Raw genomic sequence first — 12,821 nt, forward strand, 5'->3', positions numbered from 1 at the left:
TATTGACTGAATAACCAAAAAGTGGTTATAATCTCTTCGAAATCGTTTTCGATATTTTTGAATTGGTCACTATCTATCTCCGAAATATTTTCGAAAAGAAATTCTTACGTAATCAGAACGATCACGCGAAACACCATCCAACAACCCTCAACGCAGACCATCTCCACCCCAAATCACCTCCAAACCACCCCAACCAATAAGGAGTGAACCCCCCATGAAAAAAATCCTCTCCACCACCCTATCCCTCTGCCTCGGCACAGCCACCTTCATCCCTGCGACCACATCCGCCTTCACCGGCGAAGTCATCCAAGGTGCCGGCAGCTACTCCACTGTCATCCCACCCGGCGCGACCAACGTCCAGTCCGCCATCTACAAAACCGCCAACGTCACAGGCAAAATGCCAACCAACGACTGGTGGAGCTCCGCCGCATGGGTACAATACTCCGAAGCCCAATACCCACACCCACTCGCCGTGCGCAACGAATCTGACGGCCTGCGCATCTTCTACCCAGGCAACTCCATCACCGCCAACAACGACTGCATCTGCGGCTGGATTCCGGCTGACACCAATGATGATTTCGTCCTCGGGCATACAGCTGTTGCCACATTTGACGACACCAAGGTGGACGGATTCAGTGATTGGTTTGTCCGAAATGTTTCTGCAAGCGGTTCCAATAATCTGACTGTCAGCTACGGGCACGGTTCGCCGTACGTCTATGCGACCTATGCAGGCGGGAATCCGAAGCTGACCTTCCAAGGCACACCGACAGTCTGGTCCGGCTCAGCGGGCAGCGCGGTGCTGGGCGTGACGATTAACGGCAGGCACTATGCGCTATTCGGTCCATCTGGTTCTACTTGGTCTGGTATAGGTAGCAATACGCTCATCAACAACATGCCGGCGGGCAGAAACTATTTTTCCATCGCGGTGCTACCGGACAACTCAGCGGCCACTCTTGCCAAATTCCAGACCTACGCTTACTCGCATGTGACCGACACCAAAGCGAATTACACCTACAACCCAGCCGACAGCAGCGTAACCACCACCTATACCTACACCACGCAGGCCAAAGAAGGTACGCAGACGGGCACGATCTACTCGCTCTATCCGCACCAGTGGAAGAATGCGACCAGCTCTTTGCTGGGTTACACCTACAACTCTGTGCGCGGCACGATGAAGCTGGGCGAGGGGTCTTCTTTTACTACCAAAATGAAGTACAACGGCGTCCTGCCATCTATGCCTGATCTGGGCTCGTACAACAAGACACAGCTTGCCGGATATATCGACCAGGAGGAAGCGGCTACCTATACGGGAGCGGGTGACACCTACTGGGTGGGCAAACGTCTGGGGCAGCTGGCTGTGCTTGCACCGATTGCGGATCAGGTGGGGGATACGACGGCGGCGAATAAGTTCCGTACGGAGATCAAGAACCGTCTGCAAAGCTGGCTGAAGGCGAGTGACTCGGCTGGCAATCTGAAGACGCAGAATGTGTTCTACTACAACAACAACTGGGGGACGGTCATCGGGTATCCAGACAGCTACGGCAGTGCGGCAGAGCTGAATGACCACCATTTCCACTATGGGTATTTCATCAAGGCGGCGGCTGAGCTGGCGCGTATCGACAAGACGTGGGGAACGGATGCCAACTGGGGTAGCATGATTAATCTATTAATCCGTGACACGGCCAACTGGAACCGAAATGATTCGATGCTGCCGTATCTGCGCAATTTTGATATTTTCGCCGGGCATTCGTGGGCGGCTGGGCATGGCAAATTCCATGATGGCAACAACAACGAATCCTCCTCCGAAGCGATGAACGCATGGACGGGGCTGATCCTGTGGGGCGAGGCGACAGGCAATACGCAGATTCGTGACCTTGGGATCTATCTGTACACGACTGAGATGAATGCGATCAATGAATACTGGTTTGATATCAATGACCAGAACCACCATCCGTCCTACACGCCGTCTGTCGTCACGATGATCTGGGGTGGAAAAGGGGCGAATGGTACGTGGTTTACCGCGAATCCAGAGCAGGTGCACGGGATTAACTATCTGCCGATTACAGCGGGGTCTCTCTATCTTGGACACAACCCAGCCTACGTGAAGAAGAACTATGATGCGCTGGTAGCGGAGAATGGCGGGACGAATTTTGACGCGTGGGAAGACCTGATCTACATGTACCGCGCGCTGGAGAATCCAACCGAGGCGATTAACATGTTCAATGCCCGTGCCAGTGTGTTGAAGCCGGAGGAGGGCAACAGCAAGGCCCACACCTACCACTGGATTCACAACCTCAACAACCTCGGAAAAGTAGACACCACCGTAACCGCCAACTACCCGCTGTATGCGGTCTTTAACAAAAACGGCGTGAAAACCTATATCGCCTACAACATGACCAACACGACCAAAACCGTGACCTTCTCCGACGGCAAGTCTATTACGGTGAACCCGAACAGCTTCAACATCGGCAACGGCTCCGGCGGCGGGGGAACACCAGGGGATACGACTGCACCTACGGCACCGGGCAATCTGGTCTCCACAGGGAAAACCTCGTCATCTGTGTCTCTCTCTTGGTCTGCTTCTACGGACAACGTAGGGGTGTCGGGCTATGATGTGTACCGTGGCTCCACTTTTGTCGGCAGCACGAGTGGCACGAGCTATACAGACAGCGGTCTGGCAGCCAGCACGGCGTACACGTATACCGTCAAGGCGAAGGATGCGGCGGGCAATGTGTCGGCGGCAAGCAATGCGGTGACAGTTACGACGGATGCTGGAGCGGTTACACCTACGTCCAATGTGCTGTATGTGCGTGACGGGGCTTCTTCTACGGCGACCGGTACGCTTTCGACTTCGGCTGGTACAGGGGCGAATACCGATACCGTCGCGACAGCAGGCGGGCAGAACTACGATGGTGTTGTGCATACCCCTAACGTGTATACGATCAGCGGGGTGAACGGCACATATGACAGCACGAAGGCAACTGCGTTTAACTTCTTCGTCGACTCCGGCGCGTCTGTGGGCAATGGTCTGCAAGTGCGCGTCTCCTACGATTTCACGGGAGATGGCACGTATGACCGTCTGGAGACCTACAACTATTTTGCCACCAACGATATCACTGGGCTGGAGGACTACAACCAGACCAGAGGATTGCAGTCTGCGACCGGATCATTTGCCAACTTGGTGAATGGTAAAGTACGTGTGGAGCTGTGGAGTGCGATCGGCAACGGTACGACCAACACGATCCGTACTGATGCCACGTCCACCAATGGCAACCAATCCAAGCTCGTCATCCCATTTAAGTAAGTCCAGATTACATCATTCGTAAAGGCGTTTCGTATACACAAAAAAGAGGTGGAACGCACGGAATCACAATGATCCCGTGCGTTTTGCAGTTTATAGGCAAATATTCTGACAAAGGTATTGACGTAAAATTATGGGATGAGTATGATGGATTTACGAAACCGTTTTCGAAACAGAAGTGGGATGGGAGGATGAATCGTGAAAAGATTTCCGAAACATTTTACGTGGGGATCGGCCACAGCGTCGTACCAGATCGAAGGAGCAGCGAGAGCAGACGGCAAGGGGGAGTCGATCTGGGATCGGTTCAGCCGCATGCCAGGGCGCGTAGCCAATGGAGATACAGGGGATGTGGCTTGTGATCATTACCACCGTTACGAAGAAGATATCCAACTGATGAAAGAGCTGAATCTGGCATCCTACCGTTTTTCGGTCAGCTGGCCACGGATTTTTCCGGAGGGGACAGGGGCGGTTAACCAGAAGGGGCTGGATTTTTATAAAAGGGTGATTGATACCCTGATGACGAACGGGATTACACCGGCGATCACGCTGTACCACTGGGATTTGCCGCAGGCGATGCAGGATCGGGGCGGCTGGATGAACCGGGATATGGCGGAGTACTATCTCGAATACGCGAACCGGATGTTTACCGAGTTTGGGGATGTGGTACCGTCGTGGATCACCCTGAACGAGCCGTGGGTGGTTTCGTATCTGGGATATGGCAGCGGGGAGCATGCACCGGGGTATACCGACATGTACGCCCATTTCCAAGCGGCGCACCATCTGCTGCTCGCACATGGCAAGGCGGTCGCCTCCTTCCGCGAACTCAACCGAAACCCGGACAGCCGGATCGGGATTACGCTTAATATGAACTCGACGTATCCGGCAAAAGAGGGAGAAGCATACGAGCGGGCTGCAAGACTCTGGGATGGCTTTCTCAACAGATGGTTCTGCGATCCGGTGTTCAAGGCGGCGTATCCCCAAGACATGATCGATGCGTACGAGCGCTACCAGCCGGTGAGCTTCATTAAGGAAGGTGACTTGCAGCAGATCGCCCAGCCGATCGATTTCCTCGGGCTGAACTACTATTCCACGGCACATATGGAGCCTGCTGAGTCAGGGGAGGCAGGATTGACAGGGGCGAATGCTTTTCTGGGAGTCAGAGGGGTATCGACAGGCAGAGTGGTTACCGACATGGGCTGGGAGATCCAGCCGGAGGGGCTGTATGATCTGCTGACCCGGATCAAGCGGGATTATGGTGATGTACCGCTCTATATCACGGAGAATGGTGCGGCGTATCCGGATCATGTAGACGCAGACGGACAAGTCAACGACGATGAGCGGGTCGATTATCTGCACCAGCATCTGGCCGCCTGCCATCAGGCGATTGAGGACGGCGTCGATCTGCGCGGCTACTATGTCTGGTCGCTCTTGGATAACTTCGAATGGGCTTTCGGCTATGACAAGCGGTTCGGCATCGTTCATGTGGATTACGAGACACAGAAGCGCACACCGAAGAAGAGCGCGTATTGGTTCAGAGACGTGATCAGGAACAATGGGCTGTAATCGTCCGTTGTTTCTGACTCCATCGAACTTGTTACGCACAGATACCAAAAGGGGGAAAACACAGATGATTACAAAAAAATGGGCAGCTACAGGAATGTCTCTCGTCATGGCGGCGAGCCTGACTGCGTGCAGTACCGCTCCAACCAGCAACTCTGGCACAGGCTCCGGTCAGACAGCCACCACAGAAGGCGGAAAAGAAGTCATCGAGCTCAAAATGGGCCAGTTCGGCAGTACCGGCTACGAAAAGCTGGCAGAAGAATACATGAAGGATCACCCAAATGTCAAAATCCAGATCAGCACCTCTGACTTCAACGACCACCACAACAACCTGTTCACCGCCATCTCCGCAGGCAGTGGCGCACCTGACATCGCGATGGTAGAAGTAGGCTTCATCGAAAAATACCGCGGGGCACAGGATCGTTTCGTCAACCTGTATGAGATGGGGGCGAAGGATCTGCAGTCCAACTATCTTGACTGGAAATGGAGTGTAGGCGAGAGTGCCGACCACAGCTTCCTGTTCGGACTGCCGACTGACATCGGGCCGACCGTGATGTACTATCGCACAGATATTTTTGAGGCAGCAGGCTTACCGAGCGATCCAGAAAAAGTGGCAGAGCAGATCAAGACATGGGACGATTTCGCCAATGCAGCACGCACGATCAAAGAAAAAACAGGCAAACCGATGACTGACAACGTAGAGCTGATCTACAACGCACTGCGCGACCAAGCTCCTGAGATGTATTTTGACCGTGCAAACAATCTGATCGTCGAGAAGAATCCAGCGATGAAAAAGGCGTATGACTACACAGCCAAGCTGATCCAAGACGGCGTGCTCGGCAATCTGGCCCTGTGGACACCAGAGTGGGGGGCAGCGATGGCAGACGGCGGTTATGCGACACTGCTCGGCGCATCATGGATGCAAGGCAATATCAAAGGCAACGCACCAGACGCCAAGGGCAAGTGGGCGATCACGCAGATGCCAGAGGGGGCAGGCAACTGGGGAGGCTCTTACCTCGTGATCACCAAGGAATCGAAGCATCCAAAAGAAGCCTATGAGTTCATCAAGTGGATCACCTCTCCTGACAATCAGTACAAATCCTTCCTCGACCAAGGTCTCTTCCCGTCCGCAACCGCTGTCTACGACGAGTCCAAATTCAAAGACTACACGGATGAATACTTCGGCGGTCAGCACACGGCACAGATCATGAGTGAAGCCGCGAAAAAAGTGAAGAACGTCTACTACGGCGAGAACTTCTCGATCGTCCAAGGCGAGATTTTGAAAGCGCTTCAAAATGTACAGAGCAAAAAATCTGACCCAGAACAAGAGTGGAGCGAGGCAATTGCCCGCGTGAAGCAGCAGCTGGAACGTAAATAGTACAGAATCGGAGCGGGTATGGTTGGTATAGCGGCCATACCCGATTTCAGATAGGAGGCGAAAAACCTTGAGCGTGATCGAGAGAAACACACAGACGATGCCTGTGCGCACCAAACCGGGGCGTTGGATGACAGAGGCGAGGAAGGATATGGTCTTTGGCTATTTGTCCATCTCCCCGTTTTTTATTCTCTTTGCGATTTTTGGCTTGTTTCCGATGCTGTTCAGCTTTTATCTGGCATTTCAAAAATTCAGCGGCATTGGTGAGATGAGATATGTAGGCTGGCAGAACTTTCGTTTTATTATTGAAGACCCGCTGTTTTGGAAATCCATCTACAATACGTTGATCATGGGGCTGCTCGGGACGGCTCCGCAGATTTTGGTCGGGATGGTTTTGGCATATGCGCTGAATTCGGCCTTGATCCGCTTCAAGAGTTTTTTCCGGGTTGCTTTTTTCATGCCGTATGTGACCTCGATCTTGGCAGTGGCGATTGTGTTTAGCGTGATTTTCAGCAATCAGCCGTCGGGGTTGATGAACACGCTGCTTGGGGTATTCGGCGTAGGGCCGATCAGCTGGAACACCTCTGAGTGGGGTGTGAAGGTGGCGATTTCCACGATGGTTTTCTGGCGGTGGCTTGGCTATAATACGATTATTTTTCTCGCGGGCTTGCAAAGCATTCCGAATGATCTGTATGAAGCAGCACGCATCGATGGGGCGAGTACCCGACAGCAGATCTGGTATATCACCTTGCCGTTGCTCAAGCCGGTGATTCTGTTTACCACGTTCTTGTCGACGATTGGGGCTTGGCAGCTGTTCGTCGAGCCGCTGGTGTTCTTCGGTCGGCTGGGGGATGTCGGGGAAGAGGGGATGACGGTCGTCTTGTACCTGTACCGGGAGGCCTTCCGCAACAATGCATTCGGGACGGCTTCGGCGACGGCGGTATTGCTTTTCTTCATTATAATAGTGTTCACGGTGCTCAATTACGTGCTGACCAATCGGACGGGAAGAGCGGGGCAGCTGGGTAAAGCGGCCCGAGCGGCGAAAAAGCGGGGGGAAGCGGTGTGATCGGAAAAATCAATTGGGCGAAATCGATTGTCTATCTGTTGTTGTTCGTTGGAGCGTTGTTGTCGCTGTTCCCGTTTTATTGGATGTTCGTCATGGCGACCAACTCCAAGGAAGCGATTAACCAGGTGCCGCCTGCCGCTCTGCCGGGGGATCAGCTGGCGGTGAATTTTGCGCATGTGCTGGAGCAGATACGCTTTTTTCCGGCGCTGGCGAACTCGTTTATCGTGTCGATTCTGGTGACGATCGGTGTACTGTTTTTGTGTTCGCTCGCGGGGTATGCGTTCGCCAAGATCAAGTTTCCGGGGCGGACGGTGCTGTTTGGCGCTATACTGGTGACGATGATGATTCCGACACAGCTGGGGTTGGTGCCTTCGTATTTTATCATCACGAAGCTGGGCTGGCTCAATGATCTGAAGGCACTGGTCGTACCGGGGCTGGTGAATGCGTTCGGGATCTTCTGGATGCGGCAGTATATCGCAGAGGCGGTGCCAGAGGAGATCATCGAGGCGGCCAAAATCGATGGGTGCAGTCATTTTCGGATCTATTGGAACATCGTCGTGCCGGCGATCCTGCCTGCCTTTGCGACATTGGGGATTGTGACGTTCATGCAGACGTGGAATGATTTCCTGTGGCCGGTAACCGTGCTCAGAGACCCGTCGTTCCAGACGATTCAGGTGGCAATTCGTTCGTTAAACGACGTATACGTCCGGGATTATGGTATGATATTGTCAGGAACATTTTGGGCGACCGTGCCATTAATTGTGGTGTTCGTCGTGTTCAATAAGTTCTTTATCTCTGGGTTAACGCAAGGGGCAGTCAAATAAGGAGTCGGACGATGAAAATAACGATTAAAGATATAGCCAAACTGGCAGGGGTATCTCCCGCGACGGTCTCCAAAATCATCAATAACTACGAGGATGTAGGCGAAGCCACTCGCAAACGGGTGCTGGAGATCATGGAGCAGCAGGGATACCGCCCGACTTATTCCGCACAGACGCTCGCTACCAAGAAGTCCAACCTGATCGGCGTGATTTTTGCGGGAAAAGTGAATGTGGATTTTAATAACCCGTTTTTTATCGAGATCATGAATTCGTTCAAAAAGACGATTGGCGGACTCGGATACGATCTGCTGTTTTTCTCCAATGAGCAGTTCCATGCGCATCAGGAGGACTATCTGGCCCGCTGCCGCTACTATCAGGTGGATGGCTGTATCATCATCAACGGGGATGAGATCGAGCCGTCGATCCATGATCTGGATGCCAGCGAGATTCCGTGTATCGGTGTAGATATCGTGCTGTCTGGCAACAAATCGGGCTATCTGATGACAGACAACTACAAGGTGAGCTCCAAGGTGGTAGAGCACTTCTATCTCCTGGGTCATCGGGAGATCGCGCATATCGGCGGCAATCCCAATGCGGTGATCGCGGGTCTTCGGACAGATGGATTCAGGCAGTCGCTTCGGGAGTATGGTCTGACTGTGCGTGAGGATTGGATTGTGCATGGCGAGGATTTCTTCGAGGAGAGCGGTTATCGGGCGATGAAAAAGCTGCTCGGTGGAGAAGAGTTGCCACAAGCGGTGTTTGCCGCCTCTGACCTGATGGCATTCGGTGCGATCCGGGCGATCAAGGAGAGCGGGCTTAGAATTCCAGAGGATGTGGCGATCATCGGCTGTGATGATATTGATGCGTGCCGCTATATTGACCCGCCGCTGACCACGGTCAGACAGGATAAAGTGAAGATGGGCAAACTGGCGGCTTATATGCTGTCTGACCTGATCGATGGCAAGATGGAGTCGAGTGCGGTGATGGTGGAGCCGGAGCTGGCCGTGCGTAAAACGTGCGGGGCGAGGTAGATCGGACTCGGCAGATCAAACAAGATAAATGAGGTTTTCGATCATGATCATCATCAAAAAGTAGAAGAGGCTGACAACGTTCCGATGCGTTGTCAGTCTTTTTTGGCGTTTGCTCGGGTTGATCTGTCCATTTCCAAAGGGGGGAAAGCCGCATGTACTAGAGAGATCAGTAAACATGCCTTTTGATGGGCGAAGGGAGCAGGATCATATGCCAGGCAGTGTTGAGTTTGCAGATTGGACGTTTGACTGGTCGATTCCAAATCTACGTGGCGAGGGCTTGGTCATCACCAATGCGCGCTACAGAGGGATGAGTGTGCTGGCCCGTGCTTCTCAGCCGTTCGTGCTGGTCAATTATCATGGGGGAAGCCCAATTTTCAAAGACGGGCTGAACCCAAAATGCGGCGGCAGGGCTTACTACGCGCTGGTTCCCACGGCTCCCAATGCCAATGACAACGACCTTCCACTGGGCAGCTATGCCAACAATGACAACGAATACGACCCCGTGAACAATCCACGTGGAGCAGTGGTAGTGGAACGGATGGAGCCGAGTCCTGTCGATCCGGCCCATGTGATGATCTGGAGCAAATTTCAGGTGGGGAATTATCAGTACATCCACCGCTGGGAGTTCCGCGCAGACGGGATGGTGATGATCTCGGTCGGGCTGGGCGGAAAATTGTACTGGGAGACAGAAGGGATATCGAATCATACGCATCAGTTTTATTTTCGCTTGGACTTCGATATCCTCACCCCAGATAATAACCTTGTACAGCGGATGGTCCACCAGAATAACGATGAATGCGGAGATGTCTGGGAGAACATCTATTGGGAGGCCAAGCAGAACGTTGATCTGAATACCTTCACCAGATGGCGGGTCATCAATAAAACCAAGAAGCCAAACGGCCAGTATCCCGGATACGATCTGGTTCCGCACATCAGTGGCTCGCCGGATGGAGTGGTCTCGACGGGGGACTTGTGGATACTGCGAAAAGGATGCAGCTCGCAGGAGGATGGATCGGGGGTCGAGTGCGATGATTCGGTGCTCAACCGAGCTGTTCGCGGGTGGATGATCAATGGACGTGATGTGCTTATGTGGTATTGCCTGCGGCATCATCATGTCGTCCGGCAGTGGGGAGAAGAGGGGAATGTGCTGCCGTATCATTTTGCCACCTTTTATCTGCAGCCGAGGGATTTTCTTGATGAGACACCAGTGGGATTGTATGATACGAATCCGCCATCACCGTTTTGAGTAGAGGGTATGGAGCAGATGGTGAACCTGTCGGAATATGTTGAGAGATAACTGGAGATAAATTCCAAATTTTGTATTATGATAGAGTTCGTAGAACAGACGGCTCCCATCTCGTGTTGAAAGCGTTCATAGAATAGAGTCCCGCCTTTCTACCATATTTTTTTGATATGGGGGCGTTAAGACGTATGCGTAACAATTGGAAGAAAGCTTCTGGCAGTATCCTGCTTGCATCTTTGGTCACGACGGGGCTGGTGATGCCGATTGATCAGACCTTTGCACATGGGGATGCCACACACACAGATGCCACTCATGGGGGAGTAGATCAAGCGGCGCAGGCCAAAGAGCATGCTGACCGCTATGATGACCGCATCCAGCTGGAGACCAAGCTGGGGGAGTTCACCAAAGCCAAAACCAATGGCAAATGGTCGGGCAAGCTCGACATCAACGTGAAAATCAAAGAAACGACCGATAAAGATGTAACCCTTACCTATGAGCTGAAAAAACTCAACGAAGACAAAACAGGGGAAGTCGCCGTCCTGGCACCGACTCATCTTTTCAAAAAGCAGCTGAAAGAAAAGCAAGAGAAATCCTCTATCGATCTCGCTGACCTCGAACCGGGATTCTATCAGGTATCGGTGACGGCTACTTCCAAGCAAAACGATGCCGATCTCTGGTATCAGTATGCGCCGGTCTTCCTGACTGTTGACGCAGAGGGTGTCCAAACAGGCTGGGCAACCGAATTGCCGACCATGGTCCAAGGGGTAAAAGGGGAGGAAGTCAAAGACGAGGCTACTGTGGCACCCGCTGCGGTCACCCCTGAAGCCGTGACCGCTTATGGCTACTGGATGCGATATGACCGTGCTGGCGTGGCGGCTCCCGTGCGCAATGCCAAGGTAGAGGTGCTTTATCTGGACGCAAGCAATGTCTGGCGCGTACTGGCTACCACTTACACAGGCAGCAACGGTTATTACTCGGTCAGCTACACACCGCCAGCCAGCTTTACGGATGCACAAGTCCGTGTGCTGACGACAAATACAGGTGCTTATGGACAGGTACAGAATGATGTAGCTGCCGTCTATGGCGTAACTGCTTCCTACTCGGCCAAGCTGACTACAGGCGGCGATGCCGGTACATGGTACTCTCCAAAAGGGAGCAACTCCGAAAAAGCCCTTTGGGTATTCGATGACCTCGTCAAAACCAAAGACGCACTCAAATCCTACAAAGATCCGGGTCTTTCCACCATCGTCTGGTATCCGACGGCAACCAACGGCGCCTACTATACCCGTGGCGGCACGATCAAGCTGGGTGCGAACAGCCCGTCCAGCATCTCTGTGACCGCACATGAGCTGGGTCACAATTATATGTACAATCTCTACAACGGCAGCTACCCAACCACCAACTGCCCAAGCCCACACTACATCACCAGAACAACCAATGACCTCGGCTGCGCCTGGTCTGAAGGCTGGGCTGATTTCCTGCAAGCCTATGTGAACAACAACCCGCGCTATTACTATGACGCGACCAGCTTTACCGATCTGGAAAATACCTCTACCATGGACAGCGGGGATATGGTAGAAGGACGTGTCGCAGGCGCGATGTGGGATCTGGTTGACACAGTGGCAGACGGCACGGACACCCGCTTGTATGCATTTGGAGATGTGTACAAAGCGATGTATTACAGCAAACGCAACAACTTCCCAGAATATTGGACACAGTGGAAAACGCTTGGCTTTGATATCAATGCCAAATATTCTCTGCAACAAAACACAATTAATTATAACTAACACGGAATCAGTCCCTAGGTCAGCCTGACGGAGCTTAGGGGCTTTTCTTTTGATTTTTTTCCTTTCCATATGAACTAAGGACAAGAGAGAGGAGCCATCGTAGTGGTGAAAGGGTTTAATAGAATAGGGGCAGGCTTGCTCCTGATGTGCTTCTTGTGGGTTCTGACGGGATGCTCGGATCAAGCTTCATTAGACGAGACACCACCTGTACCTGAGACACCTTTTCCCGTTCAGCTAAAGACAGACCTGCTTACCTACACGTTTCAAAATAATCAGGGTTCCGTTGATTTGGAAATAACGCTGTCCACACCCCAAAAAGCAGCTCTAGATGGGAGTGTCGTCTACCAGTTGTTTCGTGATCAGCAGGGGGAATGGGTGAAGATTGGGGAGGCCGAGTCTTTTCGGGGAGAGCTTAGCGCAGACCAGCCGAAGTCAATCAAGCATCATTTGACCGGGTTAACGGCCGGGCGGTATCGGGTAGTCGTCAACGGTACATATGGCGGGAGCGGCAAGGAAGCCAGCTATATTTTTATCATCAAAAATGACGGAACGTTCGAGATCGAACAGTCTCTTGTGTGAACCGTTAGAAACTTCATTGCCTTGACAAAATGCCCAATCTCCTTTACTGTAAGAACAG

9 protein-coding genes are annotated in these 12,821 nt (G+C 52.7%); all 9 read left to right on the forward strand.

Translation table 11 applies throughout. The features are described from left to right. The first annotated feature begins 214 nt into the window (after positions 1-214). The 9 genes from FGI41_RS18180 (at position 215) to FGI41_RS18220 (ending at position 12,763) form a co-directional block, all read left to right on the forward strand. Complete coding sequence (locus FGI41_RS18180; protein WP_139491767.1) at positions 215-3,304, forward strand: glycosyl hydrolase; 3,090 nt, start codon at positions 215-217, stop codon at positions 3,302-3,304. Positions 3,305-3,499: 195 nt separating this feature from the next. Then, on the forward strand, positions 3,500-4,864 hold the full coding sequence (locus tag FGI41_RS18185) for a GH1 family beta-glucosidase (protein ID WP_139491768.1): 1,365 nt from the start codon (positions 3,500-3,502) through the stop codon (positions 4,862-4,864). 64 nt (positions 4,865-4,928) lie between these two features. Further along, positions 4,929-6,239 (forward strand): ABC transporter substrate-binding protein, encoded by a 1,311-nt coding sequence (locus tag FGI41_RS18190; protein WP_255298525.1) that lies wholly within the window; start codon positions 4,929-4,931, stop codon positions 6,237-6,239. 73 nt (positions 6,240-6,312) lie between these two features. Beyond that, the gene (locus FGI41_RS18195) at positions 6,313-7,302 is read left to right on the forward strand and encodes a carbohydrate ABC transporter permease (protein ID WP_438358039.1); all 990 of its coding nucleotides are present in this window, start codon (positions 6,313-6,315) and stop codon (positions 7,300-7,302) included. Then, positions 7,299-8,126: a carbohydrate ABC transporter permease gene (locus FGI41_RS18200; RefSeq protein WP_255298526.1), complete on the forward strand. Its 828-nt coding sequence runs from the start codon at positions 7,299-7,301 to the stop codon at positions 8,124-8,126. The genes FGI41_RS18195 and FGI41_RS18200 overlap by 4 nt, the downstream gene beginning before the upstream one ends. Positions 8,127-8,137: 11 nt before the next feature. Then, a complete protein-coding gene (locus tag FGI41_RS18205; RefSeq protein WP_139491769.1) occupies positions 8,138-9,154 on the forward strand; it encodes a LacI family DNA-binding transcriptional regulator in 1,017 nt (338 codons plus the stop codon). Between the two features lie 208 nt (positions 9,155-9,362). Beyond that, entirely contained in the window at positions 9,363-10,400 is a 1,038-nt protein-coding gene (locus FGI41_RS18210; RefSeq protein WP_176560337.1) for a copper amine oxidase, read from the forward strand. Positions 10,401-10,585: 185 nt separating this feature from the next. Beyond that, positions 10,586-12,184, forward strand: coding sequence for a hypothetical protein (locus FGI41_RS18215; protein WP_139491771.1), 1,599 nt, complete (start codon positions 10,586-10,588; stop codon positions 12,182-12,184). A gap of 105 nt (positions 12,185-12,289) precedes the next feature. Next, positions 12,290-12,763 (forward strand): hypothetical protein, encoded by a 474-nt coding sequence (locus FGI41_RS18220; RefSeq protein ID WP_139491772.1) that lies wholly within the window; start codon positions 12,290-12,292, stop codon positions 12,761-12,763. Positions 12,764-12,821 lie beyond the last annotated feature (58 nt).

Source organism: Brevibacillus dissolubilis (assembly GCF_006170445.1).
GTDB lineage: Bacteria > Bacillota > Bacilli > Brevibacillales > Brevibacillaceae > Brevibacillus_B > Brevibacillus_B dissolubilis.

Coding starts and splice junctions, on each gene's coding strand:
- FGI41_RS18180 (WP_139491767.1), top strand. CDS start 215: ATGAAAAAAATCCTCTCCACCACCCTATCCCTCTGCCTCGGCACAGCC.
- FGI41_RS18190 (WP_255298525.1), top strand. CDS start 4,929: ATGATTACAAAAAAATGGGCAGCTACAGGAATGTCTCTCGTCATGGCG.
- FGI41_RS18205 (WP_139491769.1), top strand. CDS start 8,138: ATGAAAATAACGATTAAAGATATAGCCAAACTGGCAGGGGTATCTCCC.
- FGI41_RS18210 (WP_176560337.1), top strand. CDS start 9,363: ATGCCAGGCAGTGTTGAGTTTGCAGATTGGACGTTTGACTGGTCGATT.
- FGI41_RS18215 (WP_139491771.1), top strand. CDS start 10,586: ATGCGTAACAATTGGAAGAAAGCTTCTGGCAGTATCCTGCTTGCATCT.